At 35.8% G+C, this 26511-nt stretch carries 19 protein-coding genes; 7 read left to right on the forward strand and 12 right to left on the reverse strand.

The features are described from left to right. Positions 1 to 304: 304 nt before the first annotated feature. Positions 305 to 1402, reverse strand: coding sequence for a polysaccharide pyruvyl transferase CsaB (gene csaB, locus ILT06_RS12145; RefSeq protein WP_064473724.1), 1098 nt, complete (start codon positions 1400 to 1402; stop codon positions 305 to 307). 141 nt (positions 1403 to 1543) lie between these two features. Next, the gene (locus ILT06_RS12150; protein ID WP_098102530.1) at positions 1544 to 3064 is read right to left on the reverse strand and encodes a putative polysaccharide biosynthesis protein; all 1521 of its coding nucleotides are present in this window, start codon (positions 3062 to 3064) and stop codon (positions 1544 to 1546) included. A 282-nt stretch (positions 3065 to 3346) separates the two neighbouring features. Between ILT06_RS12150 and secA2 the strand changes: the two genes are divergently transcribed. Together secA2 and ILT06_RS12160 are read left to right on the forward strand one after the other, a co-directional pair. After that, positions 3347 to 5713, forward strand: a complete 2367-nt coding sequence (gene secA2 / locus ILT06_RS12155; RefSeq protein ID WP_064473722.1) for an accessory Sec system translocase SecA2 — start codon at positions 3347 to 3349, stop codon at positions 5711 to 5713. 14 nt (positions 5714 to 5727) lie between these two features. Further along, positions 5728 to 6609, forward strand: a complete 882-nt coding sequence (locus ILT06_RS12160) for an accessory Sec system S-layer assembly protein (RefSeq protein WP_098102529.1) — start codon at positions 5728 to 5730, stop codon at positions 6607 to 6609. 110 nt (positions 6610 to 6719) lie between these two features. Here the strand turns inward: ILT06_RS12160 and ILT06_RS12165 are convergent, their stop codons facing one another. Further along, on the reverse strand, positions 6720 to 7091 hold the full coding sequence (locus tag ILT06_RS12165; RefSeq protein ID WP_098102528.1) for a hypothetical protein: 372 nt from the start codon (positions 7089 to 7091) through the stop codon (positions 6720 to 6722). Positions 7092 to 7289: 198 nt separating this feature from the next. Then, positions 7290 to 8768 carry a SulP family inorganic anion transporter gene (locus ILT06_RS12170; protein WP_261784495.1) on the reverse strand — a complete coding sequence of 493 codons (1479 nt, stop codon included), beginning with the start codon at positions 8766 to 8768 and terminating at the stop codon, positions 7290 to 7292. A gap of 188 nt (positions 8769 to 8956) precedes the next feature. Between ILT06_RS12170 and ILT06_RS12175 the strand changes: the two genes are divergently transcribed. After that, positions 8957 to 9421, forward strand: coding sequence for a hypothetical protein (locus tag ILT06_RS12175; protein ID WP_064473718.1), 465 nt, complete (start codon positions 8957 to 8959; stop codon positions 9419 to 9421). A 27-nt stretch (positions 9422 to 9448) separates the two neighbouring features. Here the strand turns inward: ILT06_RS12175 and ILT06_RS12180 are convergent, their stop codons facing one another. Together ILT06_RS12180 and ILT06_RS12185 are read right to left on the reverse strand one after the other, a co-directional pair. Further along, entirely contained in the window at positions 9449 to 11005 is a 1557-nt protein-coding gene (locus tag ILT06_RS12180) for a fatty acid--CoA ligase (RefSeq protein WP_064473717.1), read from the reverse strand. A 205-nt stretch (positions 11006 to 11210) separates the two neighbouring features. Further along, positions 11211 to 12701, reverse strand: a complete 1491-nt coding sequence (locus ILT06_RS12185; RefSeq protein ID WP_002007015.1) for a coproporphyrinogen III oxidase — start codon at positions 12699 to 12701, stop codon at positions 11211 to 11213. Positions 12702 to 12961: 260 nt separating this feature from the next. Between ILT06_RS12185 and ILT06_RS12190 the strand changes: the two genes are divergently transcribed. Then, on the forward strand, positions 12962 to 14701 hold the full coding sequence (locus tag ILT06_RS12190; RefSeq protein WP_222655131.1) for an S-layer homology domain-containing protein: 1740 nt from the start codon (positions 12962 to 12964) through the stop codon (positions 14699 to 14701). A 56-nt stretch (positions 14702 to 14757) separates the two neighbouring features. Here ILT06_RS12190 and ILT06_RS12195 read toward each other — a convergent pair whose 3' ends face one another. Both ILT06_RS12195 and ILT06_RS12200 read right to left on the reverse strand, forming a co-directional pair. After that, positions 14758 to 18714, reverse strand: a complete 3957-nt coding sequence (locus tag ILT06_RS12195; protein WP_222655132.1) for a SpaA isopeptide-forming pilin-related protein — start codon at positions 18712 to 18714, stop codon at positions 14758 to 14760. Positions 18715 to 19105: 391 nt separating this feature from the next. Further along, complete coding sequence (locus tag ILT06_RS12200; protein WP_088047943.1) at positions 19106 to 19978, reverse strand: Cof-type HAD-IIB family hydrolase; 873 nt, start codon at positions 19976 to 19978, stop codon at positions 19106 to 19108. Positions 19979 to 20112: 134 nt separating this feature from the next. Between ILT06_RS12200 and ILT06_RS12205 the strand changes: the two genes are divergently transcribed. Beyond that, complete coding sequence (locus tag ILT06_RS12205; RefSeq protein WP_098102524.1) at positions 20113 to 20730, forward strand: DNA-3-methyladenine glycosylase; 618 nt, start codon at positions 20113 to 20115, stop codon at positions 20728 to 20730. Positions 20731 to 20792: 62 nt separating this feature from the next. Here ILT06_RS12205 and alsD read toward each other — a convergent pair whose 3' ends face one another. Together alsD and alsS are read right to left on the reverse strand one after the other, a co-directional pair. Beyond that, complete coding sequence (gene alsD, locus ILT06_RS12210) at positions 20793 to 21551, reverse strand: alpha-acetolactate decarboxylase (RefSeq protein WP_088047945.1); 759 nt, start codon at positions 21549 to 21551, stop codon at positions 20793 to 20795. Between the two features lie 16 nt (positions 21552 to 21567). After that, positions 21568 to 23256, reverse strand: coding sequence for an acetolactate synthase AlsS (alsS, locus tag ILT06_RS12215; RefSeq protein ID WP_088047946.1), 1689 nt, complete (start codon positions 23254 to 23256; stop codon positions 21568 to 21570). 359 nt (positions 23257 to 23615) lie between these two features. On the opposite strand from alsS, the gene ILT06_RS12220 reads away from it, so the two are divergent. Both ILT06_RS12220 and ILT06_RS12225 read left to right on the forward strand, forming a co-directional pair. After that, positions 23616 to 24173 (forward strand): HAAS signaling domain-containing protein, encoded by a 558-nt coding sequence (locus ILT06_RS12220; protein ID WP_222655133.1) that lies wholly within the window; start codon positions 23616 to 23618, stop codon positions 24171 to 24173. A gap of 24 nt (positions 24174 to 24197) precedes the next feature. Then, positions 24198 to 24794 (forward strand): NDxxF motif lipoprotein, encoded by a 597-nt coding sequence (locus ILT06_RS12225; RefSeq protein WP_222655134.1) that lies wholly within the window; start codon positions 24198 to 24200, stop codon positions 24792 to 24794. A 41-nt stretch (positions 24795 to 24835) separates the two neighbouring features. Here the strand turns inward: ILT06_RS12225 and ILT06_RS12230 are convergent, their stop codons facing one another. Both ILT06_RS12230 and ILT06_RS12235 read right to left on the reverse strand, forming a co-directional pair. Continuing rightward, positions 24836 to 25192 carry a YlbF/YmcA family competence regulator gene (locus ILT06_RS12230; RefSeq protein ID WP_064473844.1) on the reverse strand — a complete coding sequence of 119 codons (357 nt, stop codon included), beginning with the start codon at positions 25190 to 25192 and terminating at the stop codon, positions 24836 to 24838. Positions 25193 to 25334: 142 nt separating this feature from the next. Beyond that, complete coding sequence (locus ILT06_RS12235; protein ID WP_222655135.1) at positions 25335 to 26480, reverse strand: DUF445 domain-containing protein; 1146 nt, start codon at positions 26478 to 26480, stop codon at positions 25335 to 25337. Positions 26481 to 26511: the final 31 nt, after the last annotated feature.

Below are 26511 nucleotides of genomic sequence, written 5' to 3' on the forward strand. Positions count from 1 at the left end.
GATATTACGACATTAATCGACAGCTTATTTTTATATAATTCGACACTTTTCTTACCTTCTCATTTTTCAAAATTACCAAACCTATTTTCTTATAATTTACCAAATAAAACACCAAATCCTAATATTCTCTATATGATAATGTTAGGATTATTAAACATACATCTTATCTCTCAAACTTCTTTTTTTATGAGCATAGCTTTCAAATTACTTGTAAAATTCGACATTTTTCTACAAAGATTCCTTTTCTTTCGACATTTTCTATTTTTCAAATAATAAAAAAAGAGGATGTCCTCTTAAGTTAAGATTACATTCCTCTTTTTTCGAACTCTTTTGAATTCAAGTCACTTATGATGTAGCGAGACGCTGTTGAAATTTGTTCTCGCAATTCTTCTACTCTTTGTTCCAATGTTGCTTGTACATATTCTTTTTGTTCTAGTTGTTTCGTTGCCACGTTATACAAAGTTTCAGCCGTCCAGTCACCATCTACGTTTCCGATAATCGGCTGATTTACTTGTTGTAAAAATGAATCGATCTTTGGATCATATGAAATACCGACCATAGGAATATTAGCAACCGCTGATAATATAAGCGCATGAAGTCTCATACCTATTAGAAGTGAACATTCCGACAAAATTGAAATTTTCTCATGGATATCCAGCTTATACGGAAGCATATGGGCTTCTTCTCCCATTAAGTTAATAATATCGCGTGATGCATTTTGATCAAATGGTCCATGCATTGGTACGAATAAAATATGATATCCTTCACGCTTAAATTTTTTCAGCGTATCTGCTAGCTTCTTCATATAATCTTCTTTCGCGTCCCAATACCTCACACTAACTGCAATTACTTTCCCTTGAATTGAATGTTTTCGCAGCCAATCCGACTTCATTCCTTCTGGTTGACATGCCAATACTGGATCTGGAACTAGTTCGATATCTTTCTTAATACCCATTTCTTTTAAATACAAAAATGAATCTTCATCACGAACTGATATATATGCCGCTTTTGATACTTGCCATTTCACTAATAAACGATTTTGTCTTTTCGTAATTGGACCAATTCCTTGCGCATAAATATAATACGGCTTCTTCAAAAAGCGAGCAATCCGCATAATACCTGTATAGTACAAAATGCTTTTAATACTCGTTTTATCTTGAAGGAGACTTCCCCCTCCGCTAATTAAACCGTTACTTTTCTTTATTTCCTTATAAATTGCTCTTATATCCCAGCGATTTACTGCCTCTACACCGTACATTTTTCTTGTATAGTCGGGGTCATTCGAAAGTACAACAAGCTCAAGAGTAGGATCCTCTTCATGTAGCGCTTTAATAATTGATTGCAAAATTGCTTCGTCCCCAACATTATAAAAACCATAATATCCTGATAAAACTAACCGCACTCTTAATCTCCTCCAACATTTCGCAATCAACTTTTTGTCATTCAACAAATTGCTATCAACTCTTTAATAAGAAAAGTTGGATAACTTCAAATTGATTTCTTTCACAAACATATACATAGACATACTCATTTATAGACAAATTTACTTACGTAAAAATGGAATTTGCTTTTTGGATATCCAGTTCAACTTTAATGCGCATATGCCATATATGAACAAGGCCACACAAAATGCTAAACCACTATATATTACTGCAATAAGTCTAGAATCTAACACATTTATTACAGTAGATGCGAAATATAATCCTATACCTACTATACTAGATACTCCAATTACAGCAAAAAATCTCCCCATTCGAATCGAATAAGGCAATTCTTTTCGAATGTATATATAATTTACGATACAAATCATGATATATATGATAAGTGTACTATAAGCCGCACCAGTTATGCCAAATTGACTTACGAGTACTATATTTAATATGACTTTTACAAAACTCGCTCCAACAACTATCCACGCCGCTTGCTTAGAACGGTTAATTCCTTGCAAAATTCCTATTGATAATACCATAAGTGATGTGAAATACGAACTACCAATTAAAATAGCTAACATGCCGCTCCCTTTAGCATCTGTAAACAACCCAACATTTAACGGGACTGTAAGTGCCATGAGCCAGATTGTTATCGGCGTTGTTAAAATATGAGCAAGCTCATTTGTTCGTTCAATTGTGTGTTTTGCTAACGCTATATCTTTCTTTGTTAATGCAGCAGTTAACAACGGGATTAACGGAAATACCATCGCGCTTGCAAACACGACAATTAATTGTGTAAACGCAAAACCACGACTATATATACCAAATTGTTCTTGAATCGTTGTAGTGGATTCATGTAGCATATGTGGAATCGTTACAGAATCAACTAAATTTAACAACGGCATCGATAATGCTCCAATCGCAATTGGAATCGAGACCCGAAGTATTTTTTTTGCATTTTCTTTAAAGTCTTGCAGTGAATATGTATTACTTTTATAACGATATATACTTTTTACATACTTCAATTTCAAATAGATAAGTGACGTAATTACCCCAAGGCAAGAACCAATCATTGCACCGCCTGTTATAACATCACTATCTTTATTCCAAGATACGAATAAGAATGCAATTGCTAACATAAAGAAAACACGAATGAACTGCTCAATTACTTGTGACACCCCGGTAGGAATCATATCTCCAAAACCTTGGAAATACCCTCGATATACCGCCATATATGGTGCGATTAATAAAGCAAACGAAGTGACAATTAATGGGAGTCTCGTATCTTGTCCACCAAGCATATTTGCAAACATACTTGATCCAATCATAATAACCGAAAATCCAAGCACCCCAAATATTACTCCAATAATAGATGCTGACGTAAATAGTTTGGCAATCCCATCTTTATCATTCTTCTCATGAAGTTCAGCGATTAACTGTGATATAGCTAGCGGTACTCCCGCTACTGATAAAGTTAAAGCTATCATATATACAGGAAAAACAAGGCGAAAAATCCCCAGCACTTCATCTCCTGCTATATTTTGTAATGGGATTTGAAAAAAACTTCCCAACACTTTCGATAGAAACGTTGTAATCGTTAAAATCGCAGCGCCTTTCACAAACTTATTATTCATCTTCTAGCTCTTTTCTTTCAATATATAATTTCCATACATATTACATCATAAAACGAGATAACTATATTCTTCTCTTTTTAGAAAAATTTCACTTTATCTCATTTAGCTATCATACCAAATTTATTATACATTGAATACTCTCTTTCTTTATGGCTTTTAAATATATAATATGTAATAACACCTTATTTTTATCCAGTTTTTTCTTCAATTTACTACTTCTACTTATTCAGGATAAACATGTGCTATAATGTAGCTATTGTCAGTAAGGGGAGTGTTTACAACATGCTGAATTCGGTAAAAAAACTGTTAGGAGATTCTCAAAAGAGAAAACTAAAAAAATATGAACAACTTGTTCAAGCAATTAATAACCTAGAAGAAAAACTATCTGATTTATCTGATGAAGACTTACGTCATAAAACTATCACATTTAAAAACATGCTACACGATGGAAAAACAGTGGATGATATAAAAGTAGAGGCGTTCGCTGTTGTACGTGAAGCTGCAAAGCGTGTACTTGGATTACGTCACTACGATGTGCAGTTAATTGGTGGCCTTGTACTATTAGAAGGTAATATTGCAGAGATGCCAACTGGCGAAGGAAAAACATTAGTTTCTTCTCTTCCAACATACGTACGTGCTCTTGAAGGAAAAGGCGTTCACGTTATTACTGTAAACGACTATTTAGCAAAGCGAGATAAAGAATTAATCGGCCAAGTGCATGAATTTCTAGGTTTAAAGGTTGGATTGAATATTCCTCAAATTGATCCTACCGAAAAGAAACTTGCTTACGAAGCTGATATTACATATGGTATTGGAACAGAATTTGGCTTTGACTATCTACGTGATAATATGGCCGCTTCAAAAAATGAGCAGGTACAACGTCCCTACCATTTTGCTATTATCGATGAGATTGATAGCGTTTTAATTGATGAAGCGAAGACGCCTCTTATTATCGCTGGTAAGCAATCAAGCAGCTCTGATTTACACTATTTATGTGCAAAAGTTATTAAATCATTCCAGGATACTCTTCATTACACGTACGATGCAGAAACGAAATCTGCTAGTTTTACAGAAGACGGTATTACAAAAATAGAAGATTTATTTGATATCGATAACCTATATGATTTAGAACATCAAACTTTATATCATTATATGATTCAAGCATTACGAGCTCATGTCGCTTTCCAATGTGATGTTGATTATATTGTACATGATGAAAAAATTCTACTTGTAGATATTTTCACGGGCCGCGTTATGGATGGCCGCTCTTTAAGTGACGGTTTACACCAAGCTCTTGAAGCGAAAGAAGGTTTAGAAATCACAGAAGAAAACCAAACACAAGCGTCCATTACAATTCAAAACTTCTTCCGTATGTATCCAGCATTATCTGGTATGACAGGTACAGCAAAAACAGAAGAAAAAGAATTTAACCGTGTATATAACATGGAAGTTATGCCGATTCCGACAAACCGTCCTATCATTCGTGAAGACAAAAATGACGTCGTGTACGTAACAGCCGATGCTAAATATAAAGCTGTACGTGAAGATGTTCTAAAACACAATAAACAAGGACGCCCGATTTTAATTGGGACAATGTCTATTTTACAATCAGAAACCGTTGCTCGTTACTTAGATGAAGCGCATATTACATATCAATTATTAAATGCAAAAAGTGCAGAACAAGAAGCCGATTTAATCGCAACAGCTGGACAAAAAGGACAAATTACAATTGCAACGAATATGGCCGGACGAGGTACTGATATTTTACTAGGTGAGGGTGTCCATGAAATTGGTGGATTACATGTAATTGGAACAGAACGCCATGAATCAAGACGCGTTGACAATCAGCTAAAAGGTCGTGCTGGTCGTCAAGGAGATCCAGGTAGCTCTCAGTTCTTCCTTTCTTTAGAAGATGAAATGCTAAAACGTTTCGCACAAGAAGAAGTCGAGAAATTAAATAAATCACTGAAAACAAATGAAACAGGACTTATTCTAACTTCTAAAGTTCATGACTTCGTGAACCGTACACAATTAATTTGTGAAGGTAGCCATTTCTCAATGCGTGAGTACAATTTAAAGTTAGATGATGTAATAAATGACCAACGTAACGTTATTTATAAATTACGTAATAACTTGTTACAGGAAGATATAAATATGATTGAAATTACTATTCCAATGATTGATCATGCTGTAGAAGCCATTTCTAAGCAATATCTTTTAGAAGGTATGCTTCCGGAAGAATGGGATTTCGCTCGTTTAACAGAAAATATAAACGAAATTTTACCAGTAACAAATATGCCATCACTATCAGCGAATAATGTACATTCACCGGAAGATTTACAATCCGTTTTGAAAGAAACATTATCTCTTTATAAAGAGCGCGTAAATGAACTAAATAGCCATACTGATTTACAGCAGTCGCTACGATATGTTGCCCTTCATTTCCTAGATCAGAACTGGGTAAATCACTTAGATGCGATGACCCACCTAAAAGAAGGCATCGGGCTAAGACAATATCAACAAGAAGACCCTACTCGTCTGTATCAAAAAGAAGGTTTAGATATCTTTTTATACACATATGGTAATTTCGAAAAAGAAATGTGCCGCTATGTTGCAAGACATTTAGGTGTTCCTGAAAACGTACAATAACGAGGTGAAAGATAATGTTATCATTCCTAAAAAGAGCTAAGAAAAGCGGAAAAGATACGACTGTCTCTAGTAATCAATTATTCGGACAAGAAGAAACAAATACTGAAAATAAAACTGTTAAACCAACGCTTTACTTCCACCAAAGCTGGGGTGCAGTAGCACAAGAACAAAAATACATTTATCAATTTTTACATAAAGAACTAACACGTTTACAAGAATATCAAATTTCTTTATCTGGAATTGAGATTGAAAAACGTGATAATGGTTATGACGTAGCTGTATTTATTCGTAGCACTGTTCCGAAACCAATTTCTTTCGAAGAGGTTACATTAATTCTTCTAAATAAAGAGAAGAAACTATGTGCCCGCAAAACATTTAACCTTTCTGCATTAGGAGATATTCCTGCAAATGTAAATATGCCATTCATCTTTACATTTGAGCAAGAAACAATTACAGATGCCGAATTATCGCAAACAGATTGGGAATTAGCGTTTGAACTTGAAAGTAAGCATGCATTAGATTTAGACCCATCTTGGGAAGCTCAGTTACCTGAAGCAAGCAAAGAAGCTTTACGTAATTTCGTAGACAATTTAACACCTCCAAATGATGGTGAAATTAACTTCCTAGGTCTGCAAGCTGCAAGAAAAGAAAACGGTGATTTACATACAACGCTTCTTATTCGTAACGGTTGCAAAGACAACATTCAACTAGAGCAGCTTCCTCTTCATATTGAAGATGCTTCTGGTGTAGTTGTTGTGAAAGGTGCTTTCACATTACCGAATCTTGAAATTAAAGCGAACACTACAAAACCGTGGTCATTTGTCTTCCCTGTTTCATCTATATTAAAAGAAGATATGGATCTATCTTCTTGGAAAGCGTTTGTACCACAAGACTAATAAGAGAGGCTGCTTCCAAAGCAGCCTCTCTTATTCTTTTTCATACAAAAAGCCTGTTCAAAAAGATGGTCATCACACCTCCTTGGACAGGCTTATTCTTTATGTAAAATTTACTTCGTTACTAATAAACGTTCAATATGATATTCAGCTTCTAATTTGCACATTTCATCTGCTTGTTGCATTTCATGCCTCTTTAAATGTTCTACTTGCTCTTCGCTCGGTTTTTCATTAATAAACTCGTTAATTTTTTCATTCACTTTCATCGCTAATGCTTGATGGAAATCTGGATGTCCTTTCAACTCTTCGTCTACTTTATTAATCCAAGTTGATTTTGTGTATAAATATTGTTTCCACTGTTCAACAAATTGCTGCATATCAAATTTTTCTTCATTCCATTCAATTTCTTTCATATACTTCTCAAAAGAAACAACAATTGATCGCGTAATCCCGATCTTCACTCCATGTGGTAACTGTTTGTACATCAAATATTCCCTCCAGCTTAAAGCTCTTCCTTCTGAATATAAAGGAATCTCAAAATTCATATACCTTCTTATAATAGCATATTGCTAATCTAAGATGTTACTATACTGCTAAGATTAATAAATGTCAATAATCGTAAAACATTTCTATATAGAGATATTAAATACAATGAAAAAATACCCTCATACGAGGGCATCTCCTTATATAACCTCAGCTTTTACAAACTGTAATTTATCTTTTTGCTCATCATTCGCCAGCGTCACTATCGTCTTTTCAACATGCGGATGTACATGTTCCAGCGTCACACTCGCGCCCGCTTTATCCGACTGCTCAACAAAGGTTAACAACGCCATAGCTCCTGATACATCCATATAGCGTACATCTTTCATACGTAAAACAACTGGAGACTTTACGTCTTGTAAAGCATAAAAAATACGATCCACTGTTAAAAAAGAAAGTGGGCCTTTAATTTTATACGTCGCTTCCTTTTCTTTTACAATAGAAGCTTTACGTTCTTTACATTTTACCATGTATATAAGGAACGAAAGAATAATTCCGAATGCAACAGCGATCATTAAATCAAACTTCACTGTGACAACCATCGTTACGAGCATAACAATGACATCACCTTTTGGTGCTACATGCATTTTCTTCATGCTTTCCCAATCAAACATGCCAATACCAGTTAAAATTAAAATACCTGATAATACAGCAAGCGGAATGTATTGTACGACCGAGCCTAGTCCCATAATGAAAATAAATAATATAACACTATGCATAGATGCTGAAAGCGCCGTTTTACCACCGCTTCTTATATTAACGATAGACCGTACAGTCGCCCCTGCCCCTGCTAATCCGCCAAACAACCCGCTCATCATATTACCGATACCTTGTCCGACCAGTTCTTTATTACTTTTATGACGTGTACCTGTCACATTATCCATTACGACCGATGTCAACAACGAGTCAATCGATCCTAATAAAGCAATACTAAGCGCTGGTAACATAAGTTCTGCGATCCCTGTTCCACTTAAAGTTGGAATATGAAGCGTCGGCATCGCTTCTGGAATCATTCCAATCTTTTCAATCACCTTATTTAATGACAGATTTCCAATAATCGGTAACTTCACTGAAAGCCCTTCTAACGCAGAAGAAAATAAAGGAAGCAAAGCAGTTACACCGACTAATGCAACTAAACTAGACGGAATGGCCTTAATCCATTTTCCAGAAACAATCATTACAATAATCGTTAATACTACGAGTAGAAAACTATTTTGCACATGCTTCATTTCACCTAAAATAATAATCAATGCAATACCGTTCATAAATCCTGAAACGACAGGATACGGAATGTATCGAACGTAAGAGCCAAGCTTACATACACCGAATAAAACTTGAAACAGTCCCGCCATCATAAAGGCTATAAAACTCGCCTCTAACCCGTGCGTCGCAATAACCCCTGTTGCAATAACCGTAATCGGTCCAGTTGGCCCAGTTACCTGCCCAGGTGTACCACCAAATAACGCCGCAAATAAACCTGCAAAAATCGCACCATACAATCCGACTAGTGCTCCCTCAGACGTTCCCGTTGCAGCAATACCAAATGCAATGGCAAGTGGCAACGCAACAATCGCAACAGTAAAACCAGCTAAACATTCCTTTGCTATTTTTTGAAACATATAAATAACCACCTTCACATTAAGTCCATTTTCCATTGTACACCTAAAAAGATACATTCGTTAGTCCACTTTTTACAGTATCGTGACGTAAACGCATTCAATTGTAAGCTCCCATCACATCTTTGGAAACTATTATAACTATGCTATAATAGATAAATTAAATCTTTTATTATATATTTGGAGGCACTATGCTAACTTTTGAAGAAAAATTATCGATTATTGAATCTTTCCCTGAATTAGAAAGAAAAAACGTATCATTAAAACGCGTGAACTTTCACTTCGAAGAAAGTCGTTTAGATAAAAAGAACGTTGTTTATCACTTACATCCAAATGGAAACGGCTTTGTATATGCAAGTGGTATTAAAGGTTACAAAACGGATGATAAAGGTATGATTAACATCCGCGAATTTTCAGCAGATGAATTACGCTCAGTAATCGAGCAATCAATTGAATTACTTTCACAAGAAGAAGTAGTAATTCCTGCAGAACCTGCAAAAGAAGAAGAATGGCATAACGAAGACGGTCATATCCTTACTCTTATCTCAGAGGATGATATGTGGAACGTGTACGCTGGTGTAAACTTAGACGGTACATTCAACTCTTATCCAGAAGCTGCGGAATACCTTGATGAAGAAGGTTTTTCACGTAAATAAAAATAGAAAGTGGGTATCCCCCACTTTCTATTTTTTTGCTCCTTTTAAAGACTCTCTAAGCACAAACTTCTGTAATTTTCCACTCGCATTACGGGGCAGTTCATCCACAAATAAATAATGACGCGGACGTTTATAATCTGCTAATTCATCACTTTCTTTACAATATATTTCCAAATCATCGTCGGTAATCGCTTCATCTTTCTTTACAATAACAGCCACAACACGTTCTCCCCATAATTCATCTGGCTCTCCAAGCACTGCAACATCTAATACACCAGGATGACTATGAAGGAAATCTTCAATTTCACGTGGATAAATATTAACGCCGCCGCTAATTACCATATCATCCACACGATCTGCGACGAATAAATAGCCATCTTTATCGAAATAACCTAAATCACCCGAGTGATACCATCCTTTATACATCGATTTTGCATTTGCTTCTTCTCGGTTATGATAACCAGCCATCATAGTCGGGCCGCGCAAAATAATCTCCCCAACTTCATAAGGAGGCAATACATCATCCGGTTCTGCTGGTGCATCTTCGCTTGGTTTTACAATGCGAATTTCATGACTAAAGCATGGCGTGCCTGCTGAACCCGCTTTCGTAATTTGATCTTCTTCTACGAGAAACGCAACAACTGGCCCCATTTCTGTCATTCCGTAAATTTGTACAAGATCAATATAAAGACGTTCTTTACATTCCTTCACTAATGCTGGTGCCATCGCCGCTCCGCCATATATACCAATCTTCATCGACGTTAAATCGTACTGTGTTAAATCTTTTTGCAGTAACATATTCCACATCGTCGGTGCTGCAAAAAACGTCGTAATCTTCTCTTCTTGAATCGTATGTAATACTCTATCCGTATCAAAATGATGCAAAATAACATTCTTTCCGCCAACTTGAATGCGCGGAATGATTCCAGCATTTAACTCGCCGCAATGATATAAAGGTGCTACAACAAGTCCGGCACTATCTCTATTATATTTTAAGAAATACGTACAAATCATACTATGCTCAGTCATTTCACGATGACGATGCAATACGCCTTTCGGATGACCTGTCGTACCGCTCGTATATAACATAGAACAATAATCCATTTCATCAATTTCGATATCTATTTTCTCAGAAGATGCCGCATTAACTTTTTCATGGTAAGAACTAGCATAGGAAGGTGTATCTTCTTCTACATACCAAAAAGCCGAATTTGGAAAATCGCGTTCAATGATAGCAACAGTTGATTCAACCGCTTTTTCAAAGACTACTACTTTCGAAGCTGCATCTTGAAGGATATACGATAATTCTTTTGCTTTTAAACGGAAGTTAATCGGGTTAAAGATTGCCCCAATTTTCGCACAGGCTAAGTAAACGTTTACAAATTCACGGCAATTATATAAGTAGACAGATACAGTATCTCCCTTTCTTACCCCTTCTTTCAACAGAGCTTGCGCCGTTTTATTTATTTGCTCATCCCACTGTTTATATGTCCAGCGAATATTTTTTTCCGGCTCTACTAACGCCTCTTTATTTGGATACTTACCAACCGCTAAATCAAATATTCTCCCTATCGTCATGTACATGCCAACAATTTCCCCCTTTTCTCTTTCATAAATCTATCATTTCGTCCATAAGTAGACATTGTCCTCTAATGATTTGACTAATTTTTCTGATTATTATCGACATAGTTTTACAAACAGTGTGGTCTCTTGGTAAATGAAATTATAGCAACTTACTCACAACAATATAAAAAAGAGGCTGTTCCAAATTGGAACAACCTCTTTCTTCTTATACAAATAGCTCTTCTAAAATTTTCAGTTTGTCTTCTGTATATTTTACGAAGCCATCGTTATATGATTTTGGATCTTTCGGATTTGCGAAGTGCGTAATTGCACCTGTCTTCGGATGAACAAATTTACTTGATGCACCACAACCAAGTCCGATAATCGATTGAACTTCTTCCATAATAACAATGTTATAAATACTTTCTTGCGTCGGCATTGCATAACCAACGTTCTCTAAGTTACCTAAAATATTCTTTTGACGATATAGGTAATATGGTACGTAATTATGCTTTTGCGTCCACTCTTCTGCTTCATGCATCATCGCTGTAATTTCTTCGCGACCTGCTACTTTATATTTACGTTTGTTTTGCGTCATTTCAGAAGCACGTTTAAATGATAACGTATGAACTGTTAACGATTCAGGCATTAACTTTTCTGTCTCATCTAACGTGTGCTTGAAAATATCTAGCCCTTCACCTGGAAGACCAATAATTAAGTCCATATTAATATTGTTCATTCCCATTTCACGAGCTAAGTGATACTTCTCAATTGTTTCTTCTACAGTATGATGACGTCCAATTGCTTTTAATGTCTCTTGATGGTATGACTGCGGATTAATACTAATGCGGTCAATATTCCATTTATTTAACACTTCTAGTTTTGCTGGCGTAATTGTATCTGGGCGACCTGCCTCAACTGTTACCTCACGCACATTTTTCACATCTGGGAACGCTTCATACATTTCTTCATACAGCATATCCATCTCTTCCGCTGTAATACTTGTCGGTGTACCGCCGCCGTAATAAATCGTCGTAACTGTTACACCTTTTTCTTTTAAAAACTTACCAATTTCACGAACTTCATAATGTAAACCACCTAAGAATGAATCAACAGAGCCTTGGCGTCCGTTAATTGCATACGCCGGGAATGTACAATATGCACATTTTGTTGGGCAGAATGGAATACCGATATAAATACTTACTTCCTCTTTCAAACGGTATAAATCCGGAACTACCGCTAATTGGCAATCCACAATACGCTGAAGAAGTTCAATTTTCTCTTCATGAATTAAATAGCTTTCACGAAGTTCTTGGTGTGCTTCTTCTTTTGACATACCACTTTGAAGCATTTTATGAAGAAGTTTTGTCGGACGAACTCCTGTTAAAATGCCCCAGCTTTGTTCAAGACCAGTTAACTGCTGAAGAACAGAAAGATATACATAAGAAACAACGTGCTTCACTTGCTTCATACGCTCTTTTTCATCTGTGAAAGCAGATAAATCTTTTGCGAATGTTTCTTCATACACATTTCCAGTAGCAACATCTGTTAAACGAGCAGATGCTTTCACATTCTCTTCAATGTGTATATCAACGATAAGATTTGCTTCCTCTTGTTCAAACCCAATCGTACTATCTTCAAAAAATAAGCCGCCAATATTTTGCAGCGGACGTAAAAAACGATCATCTTGTAACGTTTTAATTGAAATTAACAACATTATCACCTTTTCATTTGCAAACTCTCTTTAGTTTACTTGAAGGGCGTTTGTAGGTCAATACAGAAGGTTTTACCTTATTTCTATATCCTATTTAAAACAAACTGAATATTGGTTTTTCACGAACTTTTCTTAGTTGTATAGACATTGTAATATACTCTTGTTACAATCTAGAACGTATTAGTACTTGCTACTAATTTAAAATACATCTAAAGGAGGACTGTTAACACGACATAGATACTATAACGTGTTAAAAAACAACTATGAAAAAAAGGTTTTACAACATTTTGGCACTAACTTTGGCATTACAAACATTTGTAGCACCTACCCTTTCATTCGCAGAAAATATAGAGAAAACTGCGGAATTGTCTATTGATGAACAAGCTTTAAAAAGCATTGAAGAACATGCAAAGCAGCATAGACATGACGAGGAAAACGACCTTGAAATCTCAGGTGAATATCTTCTCCACTTATCAACAAAACTTCCACTATACGATGCAAACGACTTAAAAACCAAAACAAATATTGAAATTACTGAACGAGTAGTAAAGGCAACGAAGAAAAAAGGTAATACATATTACGTACAAACTACATCCGGTTCTGGTTGGGTTAATAAGGAAAATAATAGTTTAGAAATACAAGAGATTCATAAACTTTCAAATCAAAAACTAATTGTAACTGAAGAAACATCAGTATACTCATTCCCTTTCCAATCGTTTAAAGAAGAAACGATATTACAGCCACAAACAGTAGCTCCTACTGAACAAGCTGGAAATTGGTTTAAAATTCAACTGAACGGAACTGAGAAATGGATTTATGCTCCTTCAGCTACATTCGAAGGTACGAAAGCATCATTATTTGAAAAAACAGGTTCTATCGAAAAAAGAAGCGCAACTTTCTTCAAAACACCATCTAATTTGCCTACAAATAACGTTTATGGTGTTACATTTAAAGAAATGATCGTTCCAAAAGGGAATGAAAACATTCGTCCTGGATACGCAATGGAACCGAAATACATTACAATTCATGAAACTGCTAATACGAGTAAAGGTGCTAACGCGTTAAATCATGCGAAGTACTTAGATAGTCAAGCCCGCGGAAATACTGATCGTTCAGCATCTTGGCATTTTACTGTCGATGATAAAGAAATTTATCAACACCTTCCATTAAATGAAGTTGGTTGGCATGCTGGAAATAAGACCGGAAACTATGAATCTATCGGAATTGAAATTGCTGTGAATAGTGATGGAAATTATACGAAAGCGGTAGAAAATGCCCGGAAATTAGCTGCTTATTTAATGAACGAATTAAACATATCTCTAGATCACGTGCAAAAGCATCAATTTTGGAGCAGAAAAAACTGCCCTGCATTTATGATTCAACGCGGGCAATGGGATGCTTTCTTAAAGGGCACAAACGCTTACTATAATGAACACCGTAAAGATGTTATTCCGCCGCCAGAAGTCCCTCATGAAAAAGACGACATTACAGGTGGATGGTATGAACAAGATATTCGTCAGTTAGCAGCTAGGAAAATTATGTTCGGTGATGGAAATGGTTCTTACTGGCCAAACCGCCTCGTAACACGAGCTGAATTTGCGAATTTAATGTCGCGAGCTTTAAAATTACCTGCCGGAAACGCTAAATTTACAGATTTAAACGAAGCGCATCCATCTTTAGTAGATGGAATTAACCGTGCTGCTAGCGCAGGTATCATTAGTGGTCGCGGAAATAATAAATTTGATCCAACCGCTACAATAACACGTGATGAAGCTGTTATTATGATTGACCGTGCATTAGCATATAACTGGATTTATAGAAAAGAAATGAAATTACCATTCACTGATCAAAATTTAGCATACGATAAGAAGGCATTACAAAATGTTTACGCATACGGAATCGTAAAAGGGAACGAGCGTAATGAATTCGTACCAAAAGGCACAGCAACACGTGCTGAATCAGCCGCTTTTTTAAATCGAATGCTTAAAGTTATTGAAGCTTAAACAAAAAACTAAAAGGCATAAGAGATAACATTTCTCTTATGCCTTTTATAAAACTATTAACTATTTTTAATCATAAATCTAAGTCGTATTCCTAATAAAACAAGGGCAAAACCAACGAATGGAAGATAATTCATATCATGTCCTGTGGCTGGAAGGCGTTGTGCATGAGATGCATCTTGTCCTTTTTCTGGTAAGGTTGGTTGTTCTTTATCTACGTTTACCATTCCTTCACCCGGTTTCTCTGTCTCTTCGCCTGGCTTTTCTGTTTCTCCACCCGGTGTTTCTGTTTCTTCACCTGGCTTTTCTGTTTCTCCACCTGGTTTTTCTGTTTCTTCACCTGGTTTCTCTGTTTCTTCACCTGGTTTTTCTATCTCTTCACCTGGTTTCTCTGTTTCTTCACCCGGTGTTCCTGTTTCTTCACCTGGTTTTTCTATCTCTCCACCTGGTTTTTCTGTTTCTTCACCCGGTGTTCCTGTTTCTTCACCTGGATTCTCTGGACCTTTGCTTGTTTCTTTTTCATTTGTAATTTGAAGTTTTACTACTTCAATTTTTTGATTAGAAATCGTAAATTCAATTTCCTTATCAGATAAACTATATCCTTCTGGTGCCTGAACTTCTTTTAAAATATAATCTCCTGGCTCTAGTTCTTTCGAAGTTGCTTTACCATTTTCATCTGATGTTAATGTGTCTATTTTTGTTCCATCTTTCAAAATTTCAAACACTGCGCCCGCTAATTTTTTATCTTTATCATTAGCATCTACTTTTATAATTTCTATTTGACCTGTAATTTTTTCTTTCACTTTTTCATTTAATACTTCTTGCTTTATTACTGTATTTGCAACAACATTTACTTCTACCGTTACTTCTAACGCTTTATAGCCTTCCGGCGCTTTCGTTTCTTCTAACGTATACTTACCTGGCACTAAGTTTTTGAATTGTACTACACCGTCTTTATTCGTTGTTTTCGCTTCTCCAACTACTTGACCATTTTCGTTCTTTAGTCTAAATTCTGCGCCTTCTAGAACTTTTCCACTCTCTGCATCCTTTTTGATTACTTGTAAGCTTCCTAGTTCTTTTGCGTTTTCTACTTGTACTTGTACTACTTTGTTTGCTTCCACAACGACTTCAATTTCTTCTTTTAATAATGTATATCCTTGTGGCGCTTTCGTTTCTTTTAATGTGTATGTTCCTGGCTCTAATTTCTGAGAGATTACTTTACCTGTTTTATCTGTTCGTAACGTCTCTACTTTTTTACCATCTTTGTACACTTCAAATTCTGCATCTGATAATACTTTCGCTTTATTTTCTGCATCCACTTTTACGATTTCAAATTGACCAAGGCTCTTACTGTTCATTACTTTTACATCAATAACTTTTTCCCCATCAACTGTTACATGAATTACTTGTTTTGTTAACTCATAACCTTCTGGCGCTTTTGTTTCTTCTAACGTATATTCACCAGGCACTAGTCCGTCTACTTTAACAATTCCAGACTTATCTGTTGTAATTCCTTCTTTTACAACATTCCCTTGCGCATCTTTCAATGTAAATTCTGCGCCTGCTAAACGTTTCGCTTGATCTTTATCATCCGTCTTAATAATTTGTAGAGAACCTAAGATTCTTTCGTTTTCCGCCTCTACTTTCACTACTTCTTTCTCGTTTTGTATTGTTACTTTCCATTCTTTATTTGAAAGCTTGTAACCTTCTGGTGCTTTCGTTTCTTTCACTGTATATTCACCTAATGGTAACTTTGGTGACATCACTTTTCCACTCTCATCTGTTTTCAGTTCCGCTACCTTTTTACCATCTTTATATACTGTAAATTCTGCACCTGATAATACTTTCGCTTTATCATTCGCATCTACTTTTACAATTTCAAATTGACCTGTTACTTTTTCATTCATAACTTCTTGTTTTACTACTTCATTTGCTACTACGTTTACTTCGACTGTTACTTCTACTGCTTTATAGCCTTCCGGCGCTTTCGTTTCTTCTAAAGTATACTTACCTGGTACTAAGTTTTTGAATTGTACTACACCGTCTTTATTCGTTGTTTTCGCTTCTCCAACTACTTGACCATTTTCGTTCTTTAGTCTAAATTCTGCGCCTTCTAGAACTTTTCCACTCTCTGCATCCTTTTTGATTACTTGTAAGCTTCCTAGTTCTTTTGCGTTTTCTACTTGTACTTGTACTACTTTGTTTGCTTCCACAACGACTTCAATTTCTTCTTTTAATAATGTATATCCTTGTGGCGCTTTCGTTTCTTTTAATGTGTATGTTCCTGGCTCTAATTTCTGAGAGATTACTTTACCTGTTTTATCTGTTCGTAACGTCTCTACTTTTTTACCATCTTTGTACACTTCAAATTCTGCGTCTGATAATACTTTCGCTTTATCTTCTGCATCCACTTTTACGATTTCAAATTGACCTGTAGCTTTTTCAACAATTTTTTTATTCAACACATCTACAGTCACTGTTTTATTAGCAGCTACATCAACATGAACTAAACTAGATGATAGTTCGTAACCTTTTGGTGCTTCAACTTCTTTTAATGTATATGTTCCAACTGGAAGTTGTTTTGATAAAGCTTCACCTTTACCATCTGTAATAATTGTTTCGACAATGTTCCCATCTTTATCTATAACATCAAATTTTGCACCTGGTAAAAGTTGACCAGATTCACTATCTTTTTTCAATAATTTAAATTGACCATTTTCTACTTTTTTCGTATTCTTCATAACAAATTCAATTATGTTTGTATTATCAATTGTTACTTTTACTGGTGTATCAACTTTTATATATCCTTCTGGTGCACTAATTTCTTTTACAAAATAATCACCAAATGGTAAATCTTTAACTTCCGCAATACCCTTTTCGTTTGTTGTAACAGTAGCCACAACATTATTATCTTTGTCTATAACATCAAATTTTGCGTCTTTTAAAACAATGTTTTCATCGTTTTCATCAACTTTTTTAATTTGTAAATTTCCCTTTTCAGCTGCCGGCTTTTTCCACTTTGGCCAATTAAATTTAAAATTATGAACCTCAAATCCATCTCTTTGATGTAAGCCACCAACATAGACTTGTCCGTTAATTGAACCACCCTTTGTCTCTACAACTGCATTAGGCGCAAATATACTTCCTACTACACCATATCCTTTAGTTGTTATCTTTGTAGCATTAGGGAACACCCAAATGACTTTACTAGCTAACTCAGTAAAAAAGGAATTAGGGTCATATGCTTGAGATGTATTAACTAATGTGAACCCGCCCTTATCTGTTGTATCATACAGGATTGCACCGCCACCAAAATTAACTTCTTCCGCATCTGAATGAATAACCATAAAGTCTTTATTACTTACATTCGGAAGAAAAACGTCTTTTACATCAAATGTTTTCTTTCCATTTTGTCCGGAAGAAACATAAATATTAGGATTATTTACATCTTCACCGATCCCAAAGGTCATACCCGATTTTGGTTTATCCGTATGTAATTGGCCCGCATCCTCAATTACGCTATCAACGTCTTTTCTAAATTCTTTAAATTTAGCATCAATCTCCGCTTGCTCTTTATAAGAGATACGGTCATATGATGATTTCATTGCACCTTCTGGGTCACCGTCTTTTGTCATTGCCACTGTTCCATCTTGAATAATTACTTGTCCTGTTCCCGCTTTCGTAAATTGACCACCTAGTAATAATGATGGATATCCTTCATCTACCCATGTTGCTCCAGCTAAGTTATGCGCTCCCGTTGCAGCCGCTAAGACTGTATAACTTGATGCGTTCATATTTTTTTGAACAGCCATCGCACCCTCAATATCCGCACTCGTTGCACTATGATCTCCAAAAATGATTGCATTGTAATAAGATACATCACCTAAACCTTTTAATTCTGTTGTAGCTGCCTCTGCTTTATATGGTAAATGGATTAAAAAATTCATACATACTAGTAACATAACTATAAAACTACTACTTAATTTTTTTATTTTTTGATTAAATGATTTCCTCAAGAAATTCATTCCCCCTTTTAAACTTCCTAAAACCAAACAAAAAAGCACCTTTCATATGTACCAAGGCTTACTCACAATAACTTAAAATCATCCATTTAAATAAAAACAAGAAACTCTACAACTGATCAATAAAATTACTACAATTCATTTTTGAGATAATACGTGAACGAAACTATCATGCGGAAGTATTTTTGCATATGGAGCTCAATAAAATTAATCTGGAGAATATTTCATGTGGTGTAACTATTTTGTCAACATCAACCACTTTACAACAATTTTCTAAATGATTCAAGTGAATTGTATGAACTTCAGACACAATTTATTCGGTAAAACGTTTTCATTTTTCGAATAAAACTAATAAAAAAACGTAGCCAAAAGCTACGTTTTTCTTTCATCGTTTCGGTGTATTTTTATGATTCTTCAAAAACGGAAGCGGGAATTGCTTACGGAAATGTTCTTTAATCATATACTCTACGCCGTTCTCACTATTCGAACGTGTAATCCAGTCAGCTGCTTGTTTTAACTCTACAGGTGCATTCCCCATTGCTACACCAAGCCCCACATTTTCAATTACTTCTAGATCTTCTAAACTATCTCCAATCGCAACCATTTCGTTTAGCGAAATATTTAAATGCTCTCCAAGCAATTGTAATCCGCGTAATTTTGATACATTTTGCGGCAAAATTTCTATTCGCTTTGAATCACAATCAACATACTCTATATCTTGGAATGCTTTTCTTAATGTATTTATCCCTCGTTCTTTTTCACCTTTACTTTGGAAAATAACATCAATTTTTGGTGCCGCTACTGGATGATCACGAAGTGCATCACCTAACGAGTCTACAAATTGAACCGGATAAAATAACGGATCTGCGCTTGATAATACAGTACGCGCAATTAAGTTTGGTGTATTTCTCTCACGATTTCCAATTGAAAACCGTTCATGAGAAATGCGGACGTTACAATCGAAGTGCTCTAACACTTGCACAATGTTAAACGTCTTCTCTTCCGATAATCTTCTTTGAACGTACGGCTTATCTAAAGTTGCTGAAACGAAAGCACCGCCATGTGTCACTAATATAGAATCTAATTTTAACGCCTTTGCTACTTTATGAGCGGATTGAAAATTACGGCTCGTAAATAATGTAACGTATACATCTTTTCTTTTCACAAATTCAATTGTTTCTCTTAATCCTTTTGCAATTTTTCCGTTGTTGTATAGTAGTGTCCCATCTATATTAAGAGCTAGTAAGCGATAAATCATGTCGCACTCCCCCTCTTCGCTGTTGTACTCTATCCATAATTTATGAAATAAATGTAGCAAATAGAACGAGTTAGAATTACTACTGAAAATTTGGTTTACTATATACATATACACTCAGTAAAGGAGATAGTACAATGCAAGCACCACCTTCCTTTTATGAAGGCGATACGTTAGAAGTAGCAAAGAAATTACTTGGACAAAAACTTGTACATATTGTAGATGGAATAAAACGAAGCGGAATCATTGTAGAAGTAGAGGCATATAAAGGTCCCGATGATAAAGCCGCGCATAGTTACGGCGGCAGACGAACGGAACGTACAGAAGTCATGTTTGGCGCACCGGGGCATGCTTACGTATATTTGATTTACGGTATGTATCATTGTTTTAACGTCATTACAGCGCCAGTTGGCACCCCACAAGGCATTCTCATTCGAGCCCTTGAACCAGTAGACGGGATTGAAGAAATAAAACTAGCACGTTACAACAAAACAGACGTTACGAAGGCACAATATAAAAATTTAACAAACGGTCCTGGCAAACTATGCCGTGCACTCGGAATTACTTTAGAAGAACGCGGCGTATCGTTACAAAGTGACACATTACATATTGAACTCGTCCGAGAAGAAGAACACATGTCATCACAATATCAAATAACAGCAGGTCCTCGTATTAACATCGACTATGCAGAAGAAGCTGTACATTATCCGTGGCGTTTTTATTATGAAGGGCATCCGTTTGTTTCAAAGAAATAAACGATTCAACAAAAAATATTCATAAAAGAAGACTGTTCCAAAATGGAACAGTCTCTCCCTTTTTACTCCGCGCCTTCCGCAGTCGCAATATTATCCTCTAAATTTTCTCTTGATAATTCAGCCGCCATAAAGTCAGCTGTTTCTGGAAGTGCTAAATGCATATGAGCCTTTTGACAAATTTGGATCGTACAGTTTTCTACCACATAATCGAAAACATGTCCGCCTCCGCTTCTTTCATCATCAATATAATGTAAGTGGAAACCAGCTACACCAATACCTTGCGCATAATCTGGTGTCCAAAATCCAGCTAGCGTACCTTCTGTATGTTTAAATGAAAAGATTGGTTGTGATTTCGTCACTTCAACGAGCGGTGTATACGGTTTTTCTTGTCTTGGAACAGTTCTCGTTCTTACTTCACGGAATGTACCGTCCATTCGAATAGCGTAAAATAAGTTTTTACTTGGCATTAATTCATGTAATAATGCCTCAACTTCTTCACGATTCATCGGGCGCTCTACTGTATAACTCATTTCTTTTTCAAAAAACGTTACAGTCGCAAACGGTGTTGTTTCTTCTGGTTCTACTTTTTCTGCTGAACCGTCTGAACGTAAATGATAAAATTCGTTATCAAACGCAATCATTTCACCATCTAATTGATCAAATGTGCCGATGCCGAAATCACCACGTTCTTTCAATTCCTCAAAGCTAATCACACCATCATATATACCATCTAATAGCGCAAGCATTGTAGATGTTTGATATACTTCATTACTCGTTTTCGTTCTTTTTGCATCAATATCAATGAATTGTGCAACAGTCATCTCAATCATGCCTCCATTAGTTTAATTGGTTTGGTAATAATTTTTCGCTTAATTTAATGTTGTCACGGTAGTCAATTGGAACATCAATAATGACAGGGCCGTCTGCTGCTAGTGCTTCTTTTAATACACCTTCTAATTCATCAGGCGTGTTAACGCGAAGACCTTTTGCACCGAAGCTTTCTGCATATTTCACAAGATCGACATCGCCAAACTCTGTAGCTGATGTTCTACCGTATTTCATCATTTGTTGGAACGCAACCATATCATACGTACCGTCTCTCCATACAAGATGTACGATCGGTGCGTTTAAACGTACCGCTGTTTCTAATTCCATCGAAGAGAATAAGAAACCACCATCACCTGACACGGAAACAACTTTCTTGCCCGGTTCAACTAAAGTAGCGGCAATCGCCCAAGGAAGTGCAACACCTAACGTTTGCATACCGTTACTAAATAATAATCTACGTGGTTCATAAGAACGGAAACATCTTGCCATCCAAATAGAATGTGAACCGATGTCACATGTCACAGTTGTATCGTCACTAATTAAAGAACGAAGTGTACGAATAACTTGAAGCGGATGCGTAACACCTTCTGAAGCACGGTCTGGAACTTCTGCTTGTTCTGATAATTTCGCGCGTAATCGTTCTAACACTGCTTCTGATTTCGAACTTAATACAAGTTTCGGTAATTTTTCTGCAATGCTATTTACAGTTAAAGCGATATCGCCAATTAATTCACGCTCTGGTTGGTAATCATGGTCGATATCCGCTTGATGGTCATCAAGATGAATAATCGTTCTGTCTCCAAGTTTATTCCAGAATTTCGGATCATACTCAATTGGGTCATAACCGATCGAAATAACAAGGTCTGCTTCTTCTAGTAAAATATCACCTGGTTGGTTACGGAATAATCCAACGCGGCCGAAGAAATGATCTTCTAACTCACGTGAAATCGCGCCAGCTGCTTGATATGTTTCAACGACAGGAAGTTCTGTATCAGCAATTAATTCACGAACCGCTTTCGTTACTGCATTCGTGCTCGCTCTCATACCGAGTAAAATAACTGGTAATTTCGCTGATTTTATTTTTTCTACTACATATGTAATTTCATGTGTGGGAGCGATTCCAAGCTGTGGCTTAGAAAGCGCACCGATAGACTCTACAGTCGTTTCCGCAGTCATAACGTCTTGCGGAAGACTTACTAAAGTAGCTCCTGGATTTGTGGAAGTCGCACTTCTAAATGCATTACTAAGTGCTTCTGGCACATTATCAGGATGCTCTACTTCTACGCTATATTTTGTGATTGGTTCGAATAGTGCAGCATTATCCATAGATTGATGCGTACGCTTTAATCTATCCGTACGTGGAACTGCACCAGCTAAAGCAACAACGGGATCACTCTCCGCATTCGCAGTAACAAGACCTGTCGCTAAATTCGATGTCCCTGGTCCTGAAGTTACAAGACATACACCCGGTTTCCCTGTTAATCTACCAATAGCAGCTGCCATAAATGCTGCGTTTTGTTCATGACGACAAACAATTAACTCTGGTCCTCTTTCTTGCAGTACATCAAATACAGAGTCAATCTTCGCTCCTGGAATACCGAAAACATGTGTCACACCTTGTTTAATTAAACAATCAACAACAAGATCTGCTCCTTTTGTTTTTGTTTTCACGTCGTTTGCTTTTACACCTGTACTCAAACTAATCATCCCTTTATTTCATAATGTGTGTAATAAAGATTTTTAATTTCACCTAGTTAATTAATGTGGTGAAGTATTATTTATCATTATATTACAAATGCATTATTTTTCCAACAATATGAATTTGGCAGTTTTTTGACAACCATTAAGGAATACGCTTACAACCCTTTGTTTATCCTAGAATAATAATTTTATATCTCATCTAAAAATGCACGAAAAACTTTCATCTAGTCACAGTATTAAAAACATTACAGTACCTTGCAAAGAACACTACTAAATGATATATTTGTAAATATTGGAATACCCAGCAATTGGAATGTGTTTTGTAATTCATCATTTTATAAAGGAAAGTGATTGTTATGAACAAAAGTGAATTTTTGGAACAACTTAGTTCTTCCCTGCGGAATATGCCTAATGTAGAAAAGAAAGATATTATTTCGGAGTATGAAACTCATTTTATCAGTGGTAAACAAGATGGGAAATGTGAAGAAGAAATTGCTAGAAAACTAGGAAACCCTAAAACGATCGCGAAAGAACTTACTGTTTCCTATGCAATAAGCAATGCTGACAATAAACGAAGCTTTAAAAATATGATAACTGCACTATTTTCTGTTATGAGCTTAAGTGTTTTAAACTTTACCTTTATCATTATCGCCTTTTTCGTATTACTCTTTTTATTACCGATCCTTCTAGCACTTATCATTGCTACTCCATTATTAATCATCTCACCTATTTTATTAATAGGGTTAGGATTTTTTAAAGGGTTTCATCAAATTAGTTATTCCGATGTTTATAATGTGTTCATCGCTTTTTGCAGCGGTTTGCTCATATCTGTCATATCTTACCAAAGGGTAAAACATCTATACGCAACTTTAGTAAAGTATTTGAAATGGAATATAGCTATTTTACAAAGATAATAATGAATATAAAAGGAGATTAAAATGAAAAAGTATACTTTATATCTACTCATGTTACTTACAATTTTATTTCTATCAGCTTGTTCAAACAGTGCACAACCTACGGAAGAAAACGATATAGAATCTATTAAAGATGTAACGATTAAAATTCCAGAAACTATATTCACTTCCTCACAAAAGAATGTAACGATTAACGAAGACGAAATGAAACAAAATATAAAAACGTATTTAGATTATAGCGGGGAGTTAGACGAAAATATCGTTCCACTTTCATCAGCCATGTCTGACGAGGAAGTCACGGAATCCGACCGAAAGAAATTAAAACAACTAGTAGATTTAGCAAAACAAAATGATGCGAATTTCCATGATTTTATTAGTAACAATACGATCCCTGATGATTACAAACAGTCTTCGAAGGAAATTCATGATTTTATTTCAGCGTCTACGGCACTTTCAGTAGAACTAGAGCAAGAATTAGACAAAATCGCGCAAGATGGTAACTTATTCAAAACTGATTTTTCTTTTACAAAACGCTTTGAGCAAGTTAATGGTAGGAAGCAAAAAGAAATTGAAAAGTTTTTGAAGGAAAAGAAGATTGAGACTGAGTATTTCCACAAATAACAAACAAAAAAGACGCCCCTATACAGGAGCGTCTTCCACTATTACGCTTGTTGTTGCGCGTTATATAATTCTTCAAGTGGCTGCATGATAATTTTGTTAACGTCAGTGATAACGATGTTTAGGCGTTGTTCAGTTTCCATTAACTTTGTGATTTTAGCATCTTGTTGAATGCGAGCTACAACTTCTTGTGCTTTTTGGTTATCTTCTTCAGTGATTTCTTGACCTTGCATCATTTTTTGTTGTAAGCCAAGTTGCATTGTACGGAACTCATCGAATAAGTTCTTTGAAGCCGCATCACCTTGAACTGCTGCGTAGCTTGCTTTTAATGTTTGGAAATCTTCGTTTTCAGCGATTGCTTTTTGTAATTCATATGCAACATCATGAATGTTTTTTGTCATTTTATTTTTCCTCCTTTAGAAGGCTAGCGCTTTTCGCTCACACTGCCTTTTAAGTGCATTTACATACGCACCTCTTCTTACCATATCAAACTATGCAAGAGATGTGAAGAAATTTCACTTTTATTTCTATGTACTCACCTTATTATCTAAGAAACAACAGTAACAGTCCTTGCAAGAGCCCAATCATCCCGCCTAATAGTGCTCCTAAATACGTAATCATTTTCAGTTCATTTTTCGTAATGGACAGCACTAAATCTTCTAGTCTCTCTGTTGAAAACGTAGACACTTCTTGTTGGACAATTTCCGCAAGGTGGAGATTGTTTAATATACTTTCTACGTTTTCTGTCCCCCACTTTAAGCCTTTCGTTACAGCACTTGGGACTAGCTTTTCCTTGATTGTTTCTCGAACTGGCTCACATACTTGCTGCACAGATTGATTTAAAAACTTACTCACTGTTTCTTCAACTTTAACTGCTGACAATATGGAGCTTACAATCATTTCTTTTTCTACAAACGTTTCTAATTCTTTTACATCTCTACCTTTTAACTTTTCCCACTCTTTTTGCAGTACATCAGTTAAAAGCTGCTTTGTGCCATCTTGCCCTAAAAACTTAATAACTTCTGGCTGTACACGATCCATTAAGCTTACATTCCCTAAAAACATTCCGACTAAGTTAAGCAGCGTTCCCCTAGAAGCAAAGAAATCATCAATCATTTTTGAAAGACGAGCTTTTCCTTCCTCACTTTCAAAAAAACGAATTCCTCGCTCTAAAATAAAAGCCGAGACATTTTGGATCGTATTTTCTATTTTTTCATGTACAGAATGAGGTAAAGCCTGTTCCCATGTATATGTATAGTACTCCGCTAAAAATGCCTCTATTTTTTCTGTAATCACATGTTCAATTTTCCCGGTCGCCTCTTTTTCTACATGTACTAAATTCCATTTTTCTAACATTTGTCGTAACGACTGTTCATTCGTAATTACTTTATCCACTTCTACTTGTGTCCATTGAATTAAACCTTTTTGAAACTCTTTATTTGTTAATTTCTTTCCGATTCCTTCTGGCGTTAACAAATGTTCGACAACCATTTTTCCTAATTGAACAGCAAGTTCATCGCGGCGCTTCGGAATTAATCCTGGTGTAAATGGAACTTGAAACTTTCCAATATAAATAGGGCGATGAGGACGAAATAACATTTTTATCGCTAAATGATTTGTGAATCCTCCAATAATCGCTCCGAGCCCTGTCGTCGTTAACATACTTAACCACATATTCATTACAATCAACCTTTCGCTTCTCCAAAACTATAGCATATCA

The sequence above is a fragment of the Bacillus sp. 17RED48 genome (genome assembly GCF_019837545.1).
Taxonomy (GTDB): Bacteria; Bacillota; Bacilli; order Bacillales; family Bacillaceae_G; genus Bacillus_A; species Bacillus_A wiedmannii.